This window comes from Prevotella sp. P5-50 (genome assembly GCF_002251295.1).
Classification (GTDB): Bacteria; Bacteroidota; Bacteroidia; order Bacteroidales; family Bacteroidaceae; genus Prevotella.
Window position 1 is genome coordinate 58,434 of sequence record NZ_NPJA01000051.1, and the last position, 22,207, is coordinate 80,640.

General features: G+C 45.8%; 10 protein-coding genes and 1 tRNA gene. 5 read left to right on the forward strand and 6 right to left on the reverse strand.

The genetic code is table 11. The annotated features are described in order from the left end of the window. Window positions 1-92: 92 nt before the first annotated feature. Window positions 93-731: a murein L,D-transpeptidase catalytic domain-containing protein gene (locus CIK88_RS10805; RefSeq protein ID WP_158214677.1), complete on the forward strand. Its 639-nt coding sequence runs from the start codon at window positions 93-95 to the stop codon at window positions 729-731. Between the two features lie 1,703 nt (window positions 732-2,434). Further along, window positions 2,435-4,285, forward strand: a complete 1,851-nt coding sequence (locus CIK88_RS10810) for a DNA polymerase III subunit gamma/tau (RefSeq protein ID WP_094436429.1) — start codon at window positions 2,435-2,437, stop codon at window positions 4,283-4,285. A 105-nt stretch (window positions 4,286-4,390) separates the two neighbouring features. Here CIK88_RS10810 and asnA read toward each other — a convergent pair whose 3' ends face one another. The 3 genes from asnA to CIK88_RS10825 all read right to left on the reverse strand — a co-directional run bounded on the left by asnA (window position 4,391) and on the right by CIK88_RS10825 (window position 8,721). Continuing rightward, entirely contained in the window at window positions 4,391-5,428 is a 1,038-nt protein-coding gene (asnA, locus tag CIK88_RS10815) for an aspartate--ammonia ligase (protein ID WP_094436431.1), read from the reverse strand. 473 nt (window positions 5,429-5,901) lie between these two features. After that, window positions 5,902-8,334 (reverse strand): beta-galactosidase GalA, encoded by a 2,433-nt coding sequence (galA, locus tag CIK88_RS10820; RefSeq protein ID WP_254046891.1) that lies wholly within the window; start codon window positions 8,332-8,334, stop codon window positions 5,902-5,904. A 313-nt stretch (window positions 8,335-8,647) separates the two neighbouring features. Further along, a tRNA-Arg gene (locus CIK88_RS10825) sits at window positions 8,648-8,721 on the reverse strand. Window positions 8,722-9,153: 432 nt separating this feature from the next. Between CIK88_RS10825 and CIK88_RS10830 the strand changes: the two genes are divergently transcribed. From CIK88_RS10830 to pepT, 3 genes are all read left to right on the forward strand, one after another. Further along, on the forward strand, window positions 9,154-11,706 hold the full coding sequence (locus CIK88_RS10830) for a C10 family peptidase (protein WP_158214678.1): 2,553 nt from the start codon (window positions 9,154-9,156) through the stop codon (window positions 11,704-11,706). 2 nt (window positions 11,707-11,708) lie between these two features. Beyond that, entirely contained in the window at window positions 11,709-12,509 is an 801-nt protein-coding gene (locus CIK88_RS10835) for a ThiF family adenylyltransferase (protein WP_094390076.1), read from the forward strand. Window positions 12,510-13,373: 864 nt separating this feature from the next. Further along, the gene (gene pepT, locus CIK88_RS10845; RefSeq protein WP_094390078.1) at window positions 13,374-14,597 is read left to right on the forward strand and encodes a peptidase T; all 1,224 of its coding nucleotides are present in this window, start codon (window positions 13,374-13,376) and stop codon (window positions 14,595-14,597) included. A 56-nt stretch (window positions 14,598-14,653) separates the two neighbouring features. On the opposite strand, the gene CIK88_RS10850 is transcribed toward pepT, so the two are convergent. From CIK88_RS10850 to scpA, 3 genes are all read right to left on the reverse strand, one after another. After that, window positions 14,654-16,915 carry a cation:proton antiporter gene (locus CIK88_RS10850; RefSeq protein WP_094390079.1) on the reverse strand — a complete coding sequence of 754 codons (2,262 nt, stop codon included), beginning with the start codon at window positions 16,913-16,915 and terminating at the stop codon, window positions 14,654-14,656. A gap of 4 nt (window positions 16,916-16,919) precedes the next feature. After that, window positions 16,920-19,805 (reverse strand): putative LPS assembly protein LptD, encoded by a 2,886-nt coding sequence (locus tag CIK88_RS10855; RefSeq protein WP_094436437.1) that lies wholly within the window; start codon window positions 19,803-19,805, stop codon window positions 16,920-16,922. Window positions 19,806-20,041: 236 nt separating this feature from the next. Continuing rightward, on the reverse strand, window positions 20,042-22,207 hold the full coding sequence (gene scpA / locus CIK88_RS10860; protein WP_094390081.1) for a methylmalonyl-CoA mutase: 2,166 nt from the start codon (window positions 22,205-22,207) through the stop codon (window positions 20,042-20,044).

A 22,207-nucleotide genomic window follows, 5' to 3' on the forward strand; every position in this document is an offset into this window, starting at 1 on the left:
GTTTACATTGACCCTAAATTATATGAATTCTGTGGCAGGACTGGTGAGACTGAATGCCCAAAGAAATAACCAATAACAGTTTCGGAAATACCATGTGGAAGAAGATACTAACGATTACATTAGTCTGCATCGTTGCGGCAATAGCCATAGCGATGGGAGCGGCTTTATTTTGGGGTAAGACTCCATCTATATGCTCTGAAAGAATCAATGAGGCTAAGACCTTCGCAAAAGAAAAAGGCTTCAATCCAGACTACTGCATCTTCGTAGATTTCTCTGCTTATTCTGGCAGCAAAAGATTCATGCTCTATAGTTTCAAAGAGGATAAAGTAATCTATAGCTGCAAGTGTGCTCATGGAAATGATGGTTCTGAGAAGATGGAAGCTACAGAACAGTCGTTTAGTAATGAAAAGGGCAGTCATAAATCAAGCCTTGGTAAATACAAGATAGGCAAGAAGAGGACAATGAACACCATAGATGGAACAATAGACATTAGTAAACTAAAGGTTTCTTGCTATGAAATGCACGGTTTAGAAAAGACCAATAGCAACGCACATTCCAGAGGAATACTATTGCACCCAGACCCAACAATGACTAATATACCCACTCCTTTGCTTCCTTGGCATAGTTTTGGCTGTTTCTCTATACCATATAGCGCATTTAATACCATCTCTAAACACATTGACCAGTCAGAGAAGCCTATATTGTTGTGGGCTTATTATGCCCCATCTTAACTCCATAAGAGAGAGGTGACAAATTAGCTCAAAAATTGCTCTTATATACCCGAAATGTTAAAATGTCCCCTCTCTCATAATAGATTATTTCATAGAATCGCTATATCTTGTGGTATAATTAAGAAATGAGAAGTTCCATTTTGAGGTCTGATTCGGAATACATATACTTGTTTAGAGATTGATTCAAAGTGACTTCGCGGGTGCGCACCACTTTTCTATTTGAATCAATCGTTTCCAGATAAGTTACGTTGAATCAATTAAAAATTCGGACTATGGAAAAGGACATCAAAAAGGGTAATGCCCCGTATTTCGCTGATCTTATCGGCTTTAAGAATGAAAAGTCAAAAGGCTATGCCAACATGAGTTTTACAAAGCAGCTATCACATTAATGTGGTGGCTGTTTTCCTTTTTAATGGATTCCGTACAAAATCAATCCATTTTGTCAATTCCAGACATTTAAGATTTTTAACTTGAACTCTCATTCACTAATGGATATATTAGTGTGTTGAGGCAGAGAATCAGAGTCATTCTTTAATCTTGTCTCTAAATTCTTTAAAAGCCCATGGAGGGGCTTCTACATGGTTGAACCATAGGGTTTCCACGGGATGGACGAAATGGTATTATTCGCCGCGGAAATGCTCAGTGTGTACAGGAAGTGCAGGGTTCTGCCTCGGCAGATTGGGAGCAAAAGGCATTTTGCTGGTTTGTGGTTGCAGAAGGGTATTCTGCCAGCCATGAAGGTGGCTACTCGTCGAGTTGCCGATAGTTTCTCGTCGGCATCTCGATCGATATTCGTTGCTCTTTCGTTCGTTTTTCGCTTGTTCCTCGTTCGGTCCTCGTTCGGTCTTCGATAGACTAACGAATAAGCAACGAGAGACGAACGAGAGACGAACGAGGACCTAACGAGAAGTGAACGAGAACCGAACGAGAACCGAACGATAACGGGTCGGGTGTCAATTGAAGTCTCATAGTCCTTCTGTTGTAACCAGTTTGGATAGTTGAATACGATGTTTGTAAACATAAATGCCTTGGTTTTAATTATACGATAAATGATTTGTTGCAGGGGTACCTTCTTGTTTTGAAAATCATCCTCAGGTAGGGCTGCAAAGATACAACATCACAAAAACCAGATGTCCATCTTTGTCACTCTTTGTCACTTTTTGGTCGAAAATTTAGTTTTATTTAACTTATCTACAGATTATTTTACATAAATTCTACACAAAGAACAGCTAAACGCCTTTGATGAGAGATCAATAGTCGAACTATGAGGTGCCGTATCTTTTATGGATAATAAACCTTAATCAGACCGAAGGTTATTTGTAAACAGTATTTACCTTTACCCAAGATCTTGAGTTTTTTATAAGACTGCATTTTGTGAAGTTTTCAATCACCAGGGTCTCTCACGTTTCATTCAAAATCTCAAAAAATCCAGTATTATAAGAAATGCAAAACCTAACCAAACCTTAATGACCGATTTGGATTAAAGTTAGGTACTCACGCTCGGAGAAACACAAATTTATTTGGATTCTGCTCACTTAATCGTACCTCTGACCTGAAGGTCCAAGGTACTTCTGCTCACTTAATCGTACCTTTAATCCTTCGGTTTTTAGGTACTCCCGTTCGGGAATTCCAAAGAAAAAAGTGTTTTTCTTTGGAATTTCACTCACTTAATCGTACCTTTGTGTGCGAAATCTATTAATCACATGGAAGAATATATCGTATCGGCAAGAAAATACCGCCCTGCCACATTCGATACCGTAGTGGGACAACAAGCACTGACCACTACGCTGAAGAATGCTGTGAAGAGCGGCAAACTGGCTCACGCCTACTTGTTTTGCGGTCCGAGAGGTGTAGGAAAGACTACCTGCGCACGTATCTTTGCCAAGGCTATCAACTGTCTCTCTCCCACGGAAGACGGGGAGGCATGCGGACACTGTGAAAGTTGCCAAGCCTTCAACGAGCAACGGTCGTTCAACATCTTCGAACTCGATGCCGCCTCCAACAACTCGGTAGAGCATATCAAGACACTCATGGAGCAAACCCGCATACCACCGCAGGTTGGTAAATACAAGGTGTTTATCATCGACGAGGTGCACATGCTCTCTACCGCTGCCTTCAATGCTTTTCTAAAAACACTGGAAGAGCCACCTGCACATGTCATCTTTATCTTAGCAACCACCGAGAAGCATAAGATTCTGCCTACCATTCTCAGCCGTTGCCAAATCTACGACTTTGAGCGCATGACCGTGCAAAACACCATTGCTCATCTGAAATCGGTTGCAGAGAAAGAGGGCATACAATATGAAGAGCAGGCATTGGAGGTGATAGCAGAAAAGGCTGATGGCGGAATGCGCGACGCACTCTCCATCTTCGACCAGGCTGCATCATTCTGCCAAGGCAATATCACTTATCAGAAGGTGATAGAAGACTTGAACGTGCTTGACTCCGACTATTACTTCAAGATTATAGACTATTCCATCGAAAACAAAGTAAGCGAAATCATGTTGCTTGCCAACCAGATTATTGCCCATGGTTTCGATGGCGGATTATTGATAGGGGGGCTTGCCAAACACGTGCGTAACGTGATGATGGCGAAAGACCCACAGACCCTGCCTTTGCTTGAGACAAGCGAACAACAACGGGAGCGTCTGCAGCAACAGGCGCAGCGTTGCGACTTGCGCTTCCTCTATAGTGCCCTACGCCTGATGAACCAATGCGACATTAACTACCGACAGTCTTCCAACAAACGACTGCTGGTAGAACTGACGCTCATCGAGGTAGCTCAGCTGACTCAGCCCGCCGAGGGGGCTGGCAGTGGGCGTAGGCCCAGAAGACTGAAATCCCTGTTCAAACACTTGATACGGCAGTCGCAACACACACAGCAGGCTCAACAGGTGGCCTCAGCTGCTACTGCCGTATCCACAGCATCGGCAGCAGGAAGAGTTTCACAGCAGACTTCTTCCGCAACGAATGTTGTACCCACTCCTAAGATTCTGCAACAGACGCAGACTGCCTCTCCCCAGCCCAGGCAGCAGGTGGCTACCTACAATACAGCAAACCGCCCACGGCTGAAAACTGCCGTTGGCTTCTCATGGAACAATCTGCGCAAACAGTCGGACACTGACAAGGCTCCGATGACCGATGTCTTGGTCAACGAGCAAGCTGCAACAAGCGCCGCAACACAGGATCAAGCCGAATTCACCGAAGCCGACCTGACGCGCGAATGGATTGCCATGTGCAACCGTATGCCCCAGCAATACAGTGCTGTTGCCACTCGCATGAAGAACATGACACCGGTCATTAAAGAAATGCCACAGATAGAGGTAACGGTTGACAACCAGTTGGTCATGGAACAGATGCAGCAGATCAAAGGCAGTATTGTCAACACCTTGAAACTGCATCTGCAAAACAATAAGATTACGCTCAACATCGTTTTGGCAGAGTTCGACGAACAAGAGCGTTCTCTGACCCGTCGTGAGCAATACGAAGAAATGGAAAAAGATAATCCCGCAGTCAAGCAACTGCGGGACATGTTGAATCTTGAATTGGCCTAAGCATTATTTATCGCAAACGACTCAGGCCTCTAACTACTGACGCTAAGCAAATCGAGCAGGCAAGCACGACGTCCCAACAGGGGCATCAGGCCTGCCTGTTTCGAATTATATCAACTGCATGCCCAGTGCCTTACACTCGGCGCGCATATCATCGGGCCATATCGAAGCCTGTATCTCACCGATATGTCCTTTATGAAGCAATACCATACACAAGCGACTCTGACCAATACCGCCACCAATGCTTAATGGCAGTTCGCCCTGCAATAGTTTGCGGTGGAAATAGAGTTGCTCGCGATCTTCCTTACCTTCCAGTTTCAACTGTCGCAACAAGGCTTTCTTGTCCACACGGATACCCATTGACGACAACTCAAACGAACGTCCCAATACAGGATACCAAATCAGAATATCACCATTGAGTCCCGGCAGTCCGTTCTCGCCCATTGTTGACCAGTCATCATAGTCTGGTGCACGTCCATCGTGTTTCTCTCCGTTAGAGAGTACGCCACCGATACCTATGATAAACACCGCACCGTATTTCTCACAGATGGCATCTTCGCGCTCTTTCGGCGACTTGTCTGGATACATCTGCAAGAGTTCTTCTGCATGGATAAAGGTAATCTTCTCAGGCAGGAAGGGCTTAATCTGATCGTAGGTCTCACAGGTGAGGTATTCCGTACGGCGAATAGCTGCATAGATGCGCTCTACCACATTTTTCAGATAAGCCACAGTGCGCTGTTCTGGAGTGATAACAGCCTCCCAGTCCCACTGATCGACATAGAGCGAATGTAGATTATCCAGTTCCTCATCGGCACGGATAGCATTCATATCGGTATAGATACCATATCCCGGCTCTATTTTGTATTCTGCCAGCGAAAGGCGTTTCCACTTAGCCAACGAATGAACTACTTCTGCCGTAGCATCGCCAAGATCCTTGATAGGAAACGAAACGGCACGCTCCACACCATTGAGGTCGTCGTTGATACCGAGTCCTTTCAAAACAAACAAAGGAGCTGTGACACGGCGGAGTCTTAATTCAGTAGATAGATTCTGCTGAAAGAACTCCTTGATAAGCTTGATTCCCTGTTCGGTGTGTTTCACGTCGAGCAGTGGCTGATATACTATAGGTTTAATAAGTCTGGTCATTTTTTATGCTTTTTCTTTATTTCGTCTGCAAAGGTACTACTTTTATATTAAATTGCAAGCAAAAAGCCCAGATATTTTTACACAATGATACTATTTTCTTTATAATTAATGCACATTGACGACATATTGCCACAATGAACGGCATTCGAGTTGACAAATGACAGGTATTTACATCATCCTATGCTAAGCCGCCATTTTCCATCAGATCAATATTCCGGAAGGTCTCGCATGGAATCAACAAAAGGGGAAGGTGAAAGCCTTCCCCTCCATATCATTTATTCAAGTTTCGCAACTGAGGGAATTGATTGAAGTTAAAGAAGTTATCACTCCCTACGGTCGTTCGGGAAGTTAAGAGACAATAGCCTTTTGCCGTAAGACGTAGGACATTTGTCTCTTAACTTCTCTCTAACTTCCCTCTAACTTCTCTCTAACTTCCCTAACTTCCCTTAACTTCCCCACATGCGAAAGTTCAGTCATTTAGTATTAATAGTCAGTTCTCCAGTTTTAAGTTTGTTGGCTTCGCCGCTCAACTGCAGTGCAGAGGAATGGCGTGAACTCTGGATGATCACCTGCGCCAGTCCATTGAATGCAGGAATGCTAAACTCATGGCAGTCGTTATGATGAGGATGGTCAGCACCAAGATAAGACGGATCTCCATTTCCTACACCGAGTATTCTGCCATCACCTGCAAGTTTAAACGTCAGCATCGGACAAGCATCGGGCACTATACGTCCCTTAGCATCCTGCACTTCTACTGTGACAACAGCCACATCGCGTCCGTCTGCACTGATCGTCTGACGGTCTGTTTTCATCACAATCTTATAAGCCGGCTTGGTAGTTTCCACTTGTTGGGTAAGCATACGTTTACCATTCTTATAACCAATAGCCACAACCTTTCCGGGCTGATAAACAGCTTGCCATTTCAGGTGACCGTTCTTAGGCATGGTCTGGCGTCCCAGTTTCTTTCCATTCACTATCAGTTCCACTTCGTCGCAGTTACTATACGCCCAAACCTCCACGGTTTCACCTTCATGTCCTTGCAGATTCCAGTGTGGGAATATATGCAACACAGGCTCGTCAGTCCATACAGATTTCAGATACCATGCCTCATCTTTCATGAAACCGCAATAGTCAAGGATACCAAACTCAGAATCATGGGCGGGATATTCCAGCGGATTAGGTTCGCCACGATAGTCAAATCCTGTCCAATAGAAAAGACCGGCAGCCCACGGACGTTCATCATAGAATTTCCACCCGCGCTCTATCACGTTTTCCACGCCAGGTTTTGTTCCTCTGTTCATGCTAACCATGTGTCCGGGCTGTTCTTTTGATTCGAAATACACCCCACGAGTACCACAACCTGTTGTTTCCTCTGTGCCCACGATTTTCCAGTCAGGATTAGCTTTTTTTCTATTATCCACATCGTTTTGAACGATATAATTAAAGCCAACCACATCCAGTCCTTTAATCATCTCCGAACCTCCGGCATTGGCAATAGTAGAATGACGTGTAGGATCGAGCAGTCGGGTATATTCTCGCATGGCAGCAGCAATACGTGTGCCCTGTACGGAGTTTTCTATTCCCCACTCCTCATTACCATCACTCCACAGAATGACTGACGGATGGTTTCGGTCGCGCTTAATCATGTTCTCCAGCAAGCGCAAGTGTTCTGTGTTAATACCGGTCAAACGGTTTTCGTCGATGACCAACAGTCCCTCTCTATCACAAATATCGAGCAAGGCAGGTGTCATGGGGTTATGTGAAGCACGATAGGCATTACAGCCAAACTCCTTGAGCTTCTTGATGCGCCAAGCCTGCAAAGCATCGGGAATAGCAGCCCCTACCCCAGCATGATCCTGATGCATATTGACGCCCTTCAGTTTGATGGGTTTTCCATTAAGCATGAAACCCGATTGAGCATCAAACACCACTTCACGGATACCCGTTGTCGTTTCATAGACATCTGTCACTTCGCCATTCACCTTTACCGTAGTTTCCACCTTATATATATAAGGGTCGTCGGTTGACCACAGATGCGGATGGTCGAGCGCAATGGTCTGTTCGCAGCCAAGGGTCTGTTTGGCGTTTAGACTAAGGTTTACGCTTTCAGCCTTTCCCACCAGTTTACCTTCTGCGTCCAGCAGTCGTTGCTCTACACTGCATTGCTGCGATTCAAGCGAATGGTTGTTGACCTCAGTTTTCACATGAACCACCGCAGCATCGTAGGGTTTCTTGATATCGGCAAACACGAAAGTGCCAAACGGTGCCACACTTACGGAAGCAGACTTCAACAGCCAAGCATCCCGATAGATGCCTGCCCCTTCATAAAACCATCCTTCCTCTAATGTTGCGTCAGCACGCACACAGATGAGGTTCTCGCCTCCATAGTTGACATATTCTGTCACATCATACACCTGTGTAGCATAGCCACTCGGTTCCGTTCCCATATAAAATCCGTTGAACCACACTTGTGCGTTACGGAAGATACCATCAAACTGAATGGCGATATGCTTTCCCAAATCCTCCTTAGGAATACTGATAGTTTTACGATACCATCCTACACTTGTCTCTGGAAATTTATATCCTACAGTCTTATAACCATGCGAATGACTTGCATTCCGAGCATAAGGCAGATTGGTCACCCAATCGTGAGGGATAGTGACAGACACCCAGGTGGAATCGTTGAATTTCTGAGCATACGGACCTTCGTTATGTATGGAATTTGCCTTCGTCAGATAGTTGAAATACTCAGTACCACAGCCAAAATCCTTGGCAGGGTCGGCAGCATTTCCAAAAGCAAACTTCCATCCTTCGTCTATGAGAATCTTCTCACGTACGTTGTCAGCCATGGCACCAGTCATCTGCATACTGGCGACAGCTAAGAGTAACCATTTTCTTATCTTCATTGTTTTTCGTCATTGATTGTTTCTATTTCTGATTATATCATTTTAGAGTGGGCTTTCACCCTTCGTTTTCTCGCCATGAAATGGAAGGATGAAATCCAATATTATTTTTTGCAAAGATAAGGAATTATTGGTAATGCAACGAGTTGAAGACAATATAGTACGCAAAACTGCAAAATAATGCAAATAGTTATGGATAAACAACACCCTGTCATTTCAAAACATCGGTCATTAAAGTATTATACCGCCGATATTGTTGAACGTAGGTATAAATAGCTAAAAAAGAGCATGACTTCTGATAAGTCATGCTCTTTAGTGATTCCGCAGGGATTCAAACCCTGGACCTTCAGAACCGGAATCTGACGCTCTATTCAGCTAAGCTACGGAACCAATGCGAGTGCAAAATTACTAAAAAGCGAGCGAACTACCAAATTTATCTGGTGGTTTTCACCCTTCGTTTTCACTTCTGCCTATCCTTTTGACTACGGTGTATTATGCCTGTCTGTCGGGAATGGTAAAGACAAAGCGTGCACCAGGAGTGTATTGCCAGTCAATATCAACGCTGCCTCCCATTTTCTCTGCAATGGTACGACTGATATAAATTCTATTTCTGCACCATTGTACTCTACCATACCCACTGTTTTCCCCTCATACCAATCTTATTGGCTCAACAAAACAGCTCAAAACAAGTTCATCTGATAAAAAAGATGTTTCATAGCGTAAAAAGCAGGTGTTACGACTTGTAAATCTCAGAAAATCATGCTATATTTGCAAAATAATTACAACCGACGACAACATATAAACCATAAATATAGTAAGCTTATGAGAAAACATTTACTCCTACTCTTTGCCATGTGTTTTGTGCAACTGATGGCTTTTGCAGGACCACGCAGTTACCAACAAGCACTCAAAATTGCACAGCAACAAGCCGAGCGATTGGGCATCAGCATGGACGCCATGTCGCCCCAACCGAGAATGGTTCAAAAGACCAACGGCATCGATCCTGCCTACTATGTGATTGAAAACGGAACGAACAAGGGTTACACCATCGTCTCTGCAGACGACCGGTTGCCTGAGATTGTGGGTTATGCCAAGCAAGGCAACTACACCGAAGACACATTGCCTGAGGCATACGTCGAGTTCATCACCGCCTATCAGAAATTTGTTGAAGAGGTGAAAGCTGGCAATCCCCATGCCCTGCGCACAGCTGCCGAAGCTAAGGCGCTGCGCGAGTCGGCATCCTACACCCAACCTACCGTAGCTCCACTCTTGGGCAACATCCAATGGAACCAAGGCGACCCCTACAACCGCATGTGTCCCGAATACGACGGTGTCCACAAGGCGGTAACAGGTTGTGTGGCAACCGCCATGGCGCAGGTGATGGGCTATTGGAAGTATCCCAGCCAACTACAAGCAGATATTCCTGGCTATACCACTAGAAGCAATAAAATCAACGTGCCTGGCATCAGCAAAGCTACCGATGGCACCTACGACTGGGATAATATCCTACCGCAATACAGATCTGGAAGTTTTAATGATGACCAAGCCAATGCCGTTGCCAAACTCATGCATCATTGCGGTGTAGCTGTAAAGATGGACTATGGGCAATCGTCTGGTGCTAATGTTAATCCTGAACATCTGTCTAAATATTTTGGCTATGACAAAGACTTCATGGCAGAAGTTCGTCGTGAGGCATTCTCCATAAAAGAATGGAATACGTTGATTGACAATGAACTCATAGCCAAAAGACCTATTCTCTACAGCGGACAATCGTCAGATGGCGGTCACCAGTTTGTCTGCGACGGTTCTGACGGAAAAGGTCTGTACCACATCAATTGGGGATGGGGCGGCTATCAAGATGGTTATTTCGACATCACGATCCTCAATCCCGCGAAGGGCGGCATCGGTTCGGGTAATGCACCCGATGGTTATAACCAAGGTAGCGATATGATTATAGGTATCATGCCCGATAATGGTCAAGAGGATATACCACTGGTAACACTCAAGCCGATATATGCCACGGGTATCAGTACTGATACTAAGATCACGATAACCCAAGACACACGAACAAGTGCTACCGACAACTTCAAAATTGAATTCTATAACTACTTCACCAACAGAGCTCCGAAAAAATTCTCTGGCTATTGCGGTTGGGGAATTAAAGCTGCTGACGGCAGTATGAAGCTGATTACTAACACAAGAATGGTTCAGAATCTCCAACAAAACTACTGGTTCCCCAATACCTATAAAATAGACTACGCTTTCCCTGTAGGTGTTACCACCATTTACCCTGTGTATAGTGAAGACAATATCACTTGGAAGGAAGCAGGATTGGAGCGCATGGGCTACTATACGGTAGAGGCTACAGAAACCAGCCTCAAGCAGTTATATCCTTTGACCGCCGAGGTAATCGTAGAAAGCGAATTGCTATCAGGCAAGAGCAATACCATTAAGTTGGATGTTAGCAACGCAACAGACAATGATGTATTCAGTATGCTCAGTGTCTATACCAGCACAGATCAGACTTGTCCTGAAGATGGTGTTAACGTCTATGTAAGTGTACCTGCTAAAGGCAAGTCAATACGTGAGGTGGCAATCCCTGTACCTGCTGAGGAATTCTACCTTTGGGTAAAAGATGTAGATTCTGGTACCGAACTGGTCAGTGCCAAGAAGTTTACTGCAACACCCTCTGGAATTCCGCAACTCGAATTGGTACAAGTTGTAACCAATGCCAGCAATGAGTTTGAAACAGAGGATGCCTATTACAACAATGATAGAGTAAAAGCTCCAAAAGTGAAAGACGACAAGCTGGTGGTTCGGTACGATATCAAGAACAACGGCGGACTATCCTCTGGCACCTGGAGTATTAGTGGTTTTGGTGCTAAAGAATTCACATGGGGTGGTACGAACTCAAACACGATTGTGTTCCCTGGTAACGGTACCATCACCCAACTGACAGCAACATACACACCAGATGCAGTAGGTTGCAAAACCATTTATGTACAATTTAATGGCATCTACGATAATGGCACAGGCGGTACAGAATATGATGTCACCACATCACTACAAGAATGGCAACTCCCTCTTATTGACAAGCTTGGTTACGTTTACAGAATAAGACCTTTTGATGTCGTAGCCTATGTGGCTGGCGCCGAAGGCGGCACGGGCATTGGCAAGGTGGATATCAGCAAAACCTATATCCGCGGTGACCATGGTCAAATCAACATCACAACAGACCGCAACAAGACTGTCAATATATACAAGCTGAACGGACAGAAGGTGGCTGAAGTTAAAGCAACAGCAGGACAACCTGTCAGCATTCCCGTTGCAGCAGGCATCTATGTGGTAGATGGCACGAAAGTTGCTGTGAAATAAGCATGGATATAGAACAAGGCATTTTTAACCGTACAGAGCGACTGGTGGGTGAAGACATCCTCCAGTCGCTTCAATCTAAACGTGTCATCGTCTTCGGTGTAGGCGGCGTGGGCAGTTGGTGTGTAGAAGCATTGGTGCGTTCTGGCGTACGCCATATCACCATTGTTGATTCTGACAAAGTGGCTATCAGCAATGTCAATCGTCAACTCATGGCTACTACAAAAACCGTGGGACGTGTCAAGGTGGATGCACTCAAAGAACATCTTCTCGACATCAACCCTCATGCAGATATCACTGCCCTGCAGATGATATTCGACGAAACGACTGCCGAGAGTTTCCATCTTGAGGACTACGACTATATAGTAGATGCCATCGACAGCCTTCGCGACAAACTGTTGCTCATCGAGTGTGCATGTCGCACCAAGGCAAAATTCTTCTCGTCGATGGGGGCTGCACTGAAGATGGACCCTACCAAGATAGAGGTGGCTGAGTTTTGGAAAGTCAAAGGTTGTCCGTTGGGAGCTGCCCTACGCCACAAATTCCGCAGTCTGAAACGGCGCCCTGCGCGTAAGTTTCTATGTGTGTTTAGTCAGGAGTTACTGCCCAACTTAGGTCCCGACAACTCCGTAGATGCTGCCTTTGCACCAACCGGCACACAGGAAGGCAATCCCGAACTGGCACATCACGATTGGAATGTGCGGAAAGCGCAAATCAACGGATCGTTACTCCACATCACCGGCATATTCGGCTTTACCCTGGCGGGACTCATCCTCAAAGACATCTACAACAAAAGCAAGGAATAATCACACTATCAAGACTTGTATCGACAAGCCGAAGATACAAAAAAAATAGTTTTCTGTTTTTTTCGACCACACGACCACAAACGCGCATAACCTCATGACATTCAGGTTTTTGCTGGTGGTCGAAGCTTTTTTCATCGACCACACATCGACCACCGAGAAACGATTGCAAAAAACCTGCTTACGATGCAAGTGAAAGTTCCTACTGTTTTCCGTTTGTTTTACGTTAGCAGATAAGAACTCTTATACAATATTGCAAAAATTTTTATCCACCATTGGATAACACCTTTATCAAACGTTGGATAATACTTTTATCAAACATTGGATAACTCCTTTATCAAACGTTGGATAACTCCTTTATCAAACGTTGAAAAGATATTTTTAAAACGTTGGAAAACACTTTTGCCAAACGTTGGAAAACATTTTTGCCAAACGTTGGAAAACACTCTTACCAAACGTTGGAAAACACTCTTACCAAACGTTGGGCAATACTTTTGCCAAAGGTTTGGAAATGTCTGACAATACGTATATTGGTCTGAAATGTAAAATTCAACAAATTTTGGCGGTGGTCGATGAGTGGTCGATAGAAACAGCTTCGACCACCACCTAAACTACTGTATGATAGCACGATGCACGCTTCGGTGGTCGAGTGGTCGAAATTTTCTGAAAACTAAAATTTTATGTGTGCCAAGGCAAAAGCTGCTACAAACGTGGAGTGCATAGACAAAATCTACCGCAATAGAAGATTACCACACCCCAAGCGCATAGGCAGAACAGCTACAATTTAACCTAAAAAACTACATTATATTTGGCGGTTCGCCTAATTATTCGTAATTTCGCAGACAGAAACAATAGCAATAAGCAAATATGGATATAACAGAAAGATTCCTGAATTACGTGAAATTTGACACACAGTCGAGCGAAGAAAGCCAGACTGTGCCAAGTACAAGCAAACAACTGTTGTTTGCGGAATATCTGAAGAAAGAACTGGAACGCGAGGGGCTCGACGACGTGGAACTCGACGAGAAAGGTTATCTCTACGCCACGCTCAAGGGGAATATCAAAGAAGAGGTGCCCACCATCGGATTCATCTCACACTATGATACAAGCCCTGACTGCTCTGGTGCAGATATCAAACCACAGATTGTGCAAAACTATAATGGTACGGATATCCTGCTGTCGGAGGGTATCATATCCAGTCCGAAGAAATTTCCCGAACTGTTACAACACGTGGGCGAAGACCTCATTGTGACAGACGGACACACTCTGCTCGGTGCAGACGACAAGGCGGGTATTGCCGAAATCGTACAGGCCATGGTTTATCTGCAAGAACACAAAGAGATTAAGCACGGCAAGATCAGAGTGGCTTTCAACCCCGATGAAGAAATCGGTATGGGCGCCCATCACTTCGATGTAGAGAAGTTTGGATGCGAATGGGCATACACCATGGACGGTGGTGATGTGGGCGAATTGGAATTTGAAAACTTCAATGCCGCTTCTGCCAAAATCACAATCAAGGGAGTGAGCGTACACCCAGGATATGCAAAAGGCAAGATGATCAATGCCAATGCACTGGCTGCGGAGTTTGCCAAGATGTTGCCCGAAAACGAGACACCAGAAACCACCGAAGGCTATCAGGGCTTCTATCACCTGCTGGGCATTCAGTCGAATATAGAACTGGCAAAGCTGAACTATATCATTCGCGACCATGATCGCGAGAAGTTTGAAGACCGCAAACACTTCATCATGCAGTGTGCAGAGAAGATGAATGAAAAATACGGTGAGGGAACTGTAGAGGCTGTGGTTAGCGACCAGTATTACAACATGAAGGAGAAAATTGATCCACAGATGCACGTGATAGACCTCGTATTGCGTGCCATGCAAGATACTGGTGTGGCTCCAAAGGTCAGCCCGATACGCGGTGGTACCGACGGTGCACAGCTTTCGTTCAAAGGTCTGCCCTGCCCCAATATCTTCGCTGGTGGTGTGAATTTCCATGGACCATACGAGTTTGTATCAATACAGTCGATGGAGAAAGCCATGAATGTTATCGTGAAAATCTGCGAACTTACTGCTGGATATAACGACTAAGCATAAAGATAAACAGACCTGACAAGGTCTAAGAAAAATCGGAAACGATACCGATATCAAGCCTTGAGGATTGCCTCAAGGCTTTCTTTTTCGCCAACCACCCAGATGATATCGCCTTTCTGGAACTTGCGTTTGGGATGAATCTGAGAGAGATTTTCCTTTCCTTCCTCCAATCCGACTACCATGCAGCTGTATTGTGAACGGATGCCACTCTCTTCAAGGGTCTTGCCAACAAAAGGACTTGAACCGGTGATGACCATCTGACGGAGCTTCATTTCACGCTTCTCGAAATCAATATCATCGCCCAACACCTCACGCTTAATGGCTTCGCCCAACTGGCGGAGCTGATCGTCGTTGCCGATTACCTGCAGTCGGTCGCCAGGGAAGATGACATCGTTGCCATCGGGAATATTCAACCGATGACCGGCACGAAGAATACTGCTGACATGCACACCAAACTGCTGACCAAGTGCCAACTGACGAAGGGTCTTACCCATCCAACGGGTGTTGAAGGGAATATCGAAGTCTGCCATGTGGACATCACGGTCGAGCAAATGCCCTTCATAAAGTGGGCGGCGACGACCATGCACTTGTGCCTCAATATCGCGAGAACGGAGGTTCTGAATGAAGAGGCGCTCCATCTGTATGCTTCCTTTCTTCAATCCGCGCGACAATACCATCAGTACAACCAATGCCAACGCTATGGAGATGATGATGGCATTCTTGAAACGACTCAGATAGTTGATGATATAGAAGACAAAAGCACAAGCCAATACCACACGAACAATGATGGTAAATATCAACGGAAAATGGTTGACCCAACTCTCTGCCCACAGTGCCTTAAACTCATCAGAGTGGTTTTTCTTAACCACCATTGCACGAAGGAAAGGCGAAATGATAAGCACGGTCAATATTCCGCAGATGGCATTGGCATACCAGTGAAGTTCGTATGAGGGGAAAAAGCTGCGCACAAATGGCAAGAAGAAGGTGAACATCAACACGATGGCAGCAATGGAAAGGATGCTGTAGATAACCGTATTGCGGAGCATCTGTATCAATAGACTCTTCCATTTGTTTTCTGCAGAGGGTGTCTGCGGATGAGATATCGTGATGTGGTTGAGTGCCACAATCCATTTCTTAGGCAGATGGCGCTCCATGATATTGTAACAGGGTTCAGCCATGCGTATCATATATGGTGTCAGAAAGGTTGTGACAACTGATACTGCCACAACCACTGGATAGAGAAAATGGCCTATGACACCAAGCGACAAGCCCAACGATGCAATGATAAAGGCAAATTCACCTATCTGGGCCATAGAGAATCCACACTTCATGGCTGTCTTCAACGGATTGCCACTGATGAGATATCCCAACGAACCAAATACCGACTGACCGATAAGAATGGTCAATGTGATAGCGATGATGGGCCAGGCGTAATCGACCAGCACCTGCGGTTCGACCAACATACCCACCGACACGAAGAAAATAGCACCGAAGAGATTTTTCACTGGTTCGACCAAACGCACGATTTTGTCGGCTTCGACCGTTTCGGCAAGAATACTACCCATGACAAATGCACCAAATGCACTGCTAAAGCCGACCTTGGTGGAGAATACTGCCATGAAACAACAGAGACCAAGCGCCACGATGAGTAGCGTCTCTTCATTCATCAATCGGCGCGTGGCACGAAGGAAGGCAGGGATAAAAAAGATGCCGACCACAAACCAAAGCACCAAGAAGAATCCGATACGCAATACACTCTCGACCATCTGACCACCATCGGGACTGCTGCCACTGGCTATGGCAGACAGCATCACCATCATCACAATGGCAAGCACATCTTCCAGTATCAGCACACTCATCACCATTCCTGCGAATCGCTGTTGGCGAAGTCCCATGTCATCGAATGCCTTATATATAATAGTGGTGGACGACATAGCCAACATACCGCCAAGGAAGATGGAGTCCATGTGGGTCCAACCGAATGCCTTGCCCACCACAATTCCTGCCATCATCATACAGAAGATGATGGTACAAGCGGCTATGACAGGAGCCATGCCCATCTTCACAATCTTCTTGAAAGAAAAATCGAGACCCAGGGAAAACAAAAGAAAGATCACACCGATATCTGCCCACATCTGCACATTGGCACGATCCATCACCGACATGGTATAGGGCATCTGCGGTGAAACTAAGAATCCTGCTACGATATATCCAAGGACAAGAGGCTGTTTCAGTCGCTTGAAGATAAGCGTGACAAATGCTGCCACCACAAGGATGAGGGCAAGGTCTTTGACGAGTGCGGGAAGTTCTGCCATAGATTTAGTACCATTGTACTGCGTTGGAATAGCTGCTGCGCTTATCGTATTTCAGCGCATCGGTCAAGGTTGCTGCATTGCATCGGAACGAGAAATTGTAGCTCGTATAGGGTGCCAGCACCACCGAGCACGACATATTAAAGCAATGGAGGTCGCGCGACAGTGACGCAGTGGTCATTGAAATCTTATGGTTCTCAAAGTCATAACCAGAAGAGAAAGAGATGTTCCAACCATCGGAAATGCGAAGGTTACCGCTGACATTGAGGTTCTGGGTGAACTTATAAGGATAGCGCATCGAATCGTAATTGAACTTGCCACTGGTGTTTTCTCGCATGGTGACACCATAACCCAAACTGAGCGACCAAGGAAGATTGAAAGCCATATAACCGTCTTCGTCGGTCTCTGCCTTGCCGGCATTATCCTTACGGGCACCATGTTTTCCACGTTCCATATCCTCATCGACATTGGTTTCAACACCTGTATCGTAGTCGTCATCACGATTAGCACGACTGTCGCGGTCGTTCTTACGCTTAGGACGTTCGCCCTTCAACCACTTGATAAGGTCGCTCACTTTCTTGTTATCAAGCGTATAAGAGAGGTTTTGCGACATGCCCTGGAAACGACCGAAGCGGCCCTTACTATATTCGGTATGGGTTCCGATGTAAGGACGGGCACCTACGGAATCGGCTTCATAAGCATAAGTGGCAAATACCGCATTGATATTCAACGTATAACTCTTGGTGAGTTTCAAACGTAAACGCGTAGAGAGGTCACTCCATGGACGTTCCTCTGCAGCCATGTTATACGACATTGAGGCTCCCAATTCATCGATGATACTGATTTTCTTCACACCCGTAGAGTCGGCATCGCTCTTCACTTTCATCTCGATATTGTTGGACAAATCCATCGAGATACTACCAGTTTTGCCACGACCTGGCACACCATAGAGTGATCCCTCATAGGGTGAATACTCTACAAGCGACACATTGCCATCGGCATCGGTCTTCTGATAGGTCTTGTAGAATCCATAGCGCGACGCACTGAAGTCTGGTGCATAGTTGAAGCTGACAGATGGTGTCACCACGTGGCGAACCGCCATGATCTTGTCGCCGAATACTTTACGACTGGGGATATACATACCATAGAGCTTGGTAGATGCCGAAACGCTGAAAGCCCAGTTATAGACATTATAGAATCCCTGCAAGGTATCGCGCTTCACTGTCTGTGTGGCTTCGTCCCACGAAAGTTCCTGCTTCTGCGTGTACATACGGTCGGTGAAGGTCAACGACGGATTGATATTCAGATAGCCAAACAATGTAAAATTGCCGCTAATGGGGATGCTATGCTGCATACCGTTGCGCCAATCGCGTGTCAAGCTGGAGTGCATCAAACGATCTTCCTTGGTACTGATGCTATTGCTCAACTGTCCGGTATAGCTCATAGAGATCTTCTCATACCAGCGTTCCTTACCTACAGCATGACGGCGTTTGAAAGGATAGAAGCGCGAAATAGAGATGTTGAGGTCGGGTAATGTCAGGGCGATAGTCGAGTCACGCATGTTCTGGTTGAGGTTGAACGTTGAGCTCAAGCTCATGCCGATACTGGAGAATGTGGTACTCCATGATACCGAGCTGGTACGTGTAGATTGTGTCATTGCCTGCGGATTGTACATCGAAGTGAGGTTGTTGCGCTCATAGCTCGATGTGGCAAAGTTGACACTGGCAGACAAAGAACTATAGGGATTAGCTTTGCTGTCTTGACGGTGACTCCATTGCACCTTGAAACTGGTGGCTTTGGTATAGTCGGGCATATTCTTTTCGCCATTCACCGTATTCTGGTAACTGGCAAAAAACGAACCGCTGTACTTATAGCGTTTGCGATAGTTGGAGGCTGCAGAGAGTCCCCACGATCCTTTGGTATAGATTTCACCCAACAGTTTCAAGTCCATCTTGTCGTTGATGGCAAAATAGTAACCACCATCACGGAGGTAGAAACCGCGCGATGTTTCATCACCATAGGTAGGCATGATAAAACCAGAAGAATAACTCTTACTGAAAGGGAAGAAACCATAAGGTATGGCAAATGGCAATGGCACATCTGCTACTACCAAATAAGCAGGACCGAAAACGACATCCTTACCTGGGCGCATCTTGGCACGTGACAAGGCTATATAGAAATCGGGATGATCTTTGTCGCAGGTGGTATAACGACCGTGTTGCAAATAAATCTCACCATTGGCTCCACGCTTAGCCAGTTGGGCAGTCATATAGCCATCATCCTGCTGGGTATATACATCGCTGATGAGTCCCTTTTTGGTCTTGAAATTAAAAGCTATAGTGTCGTTCTCATAAGTGTCACTACCCATCTTGAATATTGGTGTACCGAATTTCTTACCGAGAGAGTCGAGCGAACCTGTAGCATGTACCAAACTGGAATCGAGTTGCATGAAGATTTGATCACTCTGCAAATCCATATCCTGATATTTCACATGGGACTGGCCATACAGATGGGCTAAACCTGAAGCACCTTCATAGGTCATAGAGTCTTCAGCAGTATATTCCACTGGAGCATCAATACCATTCTTACGCTGACGATTGATAGAGTCGGCACGCAAAGAGTCGTCAATAGCTTTGTTGTGCATCCAGATGGCTTTTTGCAATGAATCCATCTTTGCGGTATCAGCAAGAACCTGTGTTGTGGTATCAATTACAGTACTGTCGGACTTGGCACTATGGGGCAACAACTGCGTATTGACCGTCTGCCCTTTACCCACAGAATCAGACACATCAGTATTGGCCGCTCCAAGTAGAGGAAAGGTCAAACGAGGCATTTCCGCCATTACAAATGTAATGACGAAAAAGAGCAATATGATGAGCATATTTTTTCTCACGGCTGCAAAGGTACAAAGAAAAAATGAATTCACTTACACATCGGCAGATGTTTAACGTAAATTTTTGTAATACTCATATAGATAACATATAGAATACCCACCGCGACACAACATCATATTGATATCGATTTGAACTGCTTTACAAAGATAACAATATAAAAAGCGCGCCATGACACAACGTCATGACACGCTCTTGATATCGGATATTCGTACGATGTACGATTACTGCGTACGATTTATTCCTCGTCGAGAAGAATCTTCATCATCTCACAGGCAGCCTTGGCAACAGATGTACCAGGACCGAAGATGGCGGCAACACCGGCTTTATAGAGGAAGTCGTAGTCCTGTGCGGGAATCACACCACCGGCAATAACCATGATGTCTTCACGTCCAAGTTTCTTCAATTCCTCAATCAGCTGAGGTATCAAGGTCTTGTGACCTGCGGCGAGTGACGATGCACCAACAATATGTACGTCGTTCTCAACTGCCTCACGTGCAGCCTCGGCAGGTGTTTGGAACAATGGTCCCATATCCACGTCGAAACCACAGTCGGCATAACCGGTGGCTACTACCTTTGCACCACGGTCGTGACCGTCTTGACCCATCTTCGCAACGAAGATACGGGGACGGCGACCTTCCTTCTTCGCAAACTTCTCGGTCAACTCGCAGGCTTTCTCAAAGTCGGAGTCGTTCTTGCTTTCTGAACTATACACGCCTGAAATGGTTCTGATTACTGCTTTATAACGACCTACGATTTCTTCGCAGGCATCACTGATCTCACCAAGAGTACAACGCAACTGAGCTGCTTTCACTGCCAAATCGAGTAAGTTGTTCTCGCTCTTGCGGCCTTCCTTGAAATCGCGAACGCACTCGGTAATTGCCTTGAGGGCTGCCTGACAAGCGGCTTCATCACGTGAAGCGCGTACCTCTGCCAAGCACTCTTCCTGCTGTTTGCGTACTGCTGTATTATCAACCTCGAGGATATCGATAGGATCTTCATGGTCGAGACGATACTTGTTGGTACCAACAATGGTCTGTACACCAGAGTCGATACGTGCCTGAGTGCGGGCAGCTGCCTCTTCAATACGCATCTTAGGCAGACCAGTTTCAATAGCCTTTGCCATACCACCAAGTTTCTCGATTTCCTGAATATGCTCCCAAGCCTTATGAACGAGCTCGTTGGTCAGGGTCTCTACATAGTATGAACCTGCCCATGGGTCAATCTGCTTGCAGACTTTAGTCTCGTTCTGAATATAGATCTGGGTATTACGAGCAATACGAGCTGAGAAGTCAGTAGGCAGGGCAATAGCCTCGTCAAGAGCATTGGTGTGGAGCGACTGAGTATGACCCAATACAGCTGCCATAGCCTCAATACAGGTACGGCCTACATTGTTGAAAGGATCCTGCTCGGTCAGCGACCAACCAGAAGTCTGAGAGTGGGTACGCAGAGCGAGTGACTTTGGATTCTTAGCACCGAAGCTCTTCACAATCTTAGCCCACAACAGACGACCTGCACGCATCTTGGCAATCTCCATGAAGTGATTCATACCGATAGCCCAGAAGAACGACAGACGGGGTGCGAAAGCATCCACATCAATACCTGCATTAACACCAGTACGCAGATAGTCGATACCGTCGGCAAGTGTATATGCCAATTCGATGTCGGCAGTAGCACCAGCTTCCTGCATGTGGTAACCTGAGATAGAGATACTGTTGAACTTAGGCATCTTCTGTGAGGTAAACTCGAAGATGTCGGCAATAATCTTCATTGAGAATGCAGGTGGATAAATATAGGTATTACGCACCATGAACTCTTTCAGAATATCGTTCTGAATAGTTCCTGCCATCTCTTCCAGCTTAGCACCCTGCTCCAGACCTGCTACGATATAGAAAGCCAAAATAGGAAGCACAGCTCCGTTCATGGTCATCGAGACAGACATCTTGTTCAAGGGAATACCTGAGAAGAGCACCTTCATGTTCTCTTCATTACAGATAGATACACCTGCTTTACCAACGTCGCCAACTACGCGAGCGTTGTCGGGGTCATAACCACGGTGGGTGGGCAAGTCGAAGGCTACAGACAGACCTTTCTGACCACTGGCGAGGTTACGACGGTAGAATGCATTCGACTCCTCTGCAGTAGAGAATCCGGCATACTGACGGATAGTCCATGGGCGGAATGGATACATCATACTATACGGACCGCGGAGATATGGAGGGATACCTGCTGTGAAGTCGAGGTGCTCCATGCCTTCAAGGTCTTCTTTGGTATATACGGGACGAACCTCAATGTGCTCTGGTGTCTTCCAGTTAGGCACGATGTGGTTCTCTTTCAGCCAGGCTGCGCCATCGGTGGCGTGGATGCCGGCATAAATATCAATATTCTTGAAATCTTTTCTCAT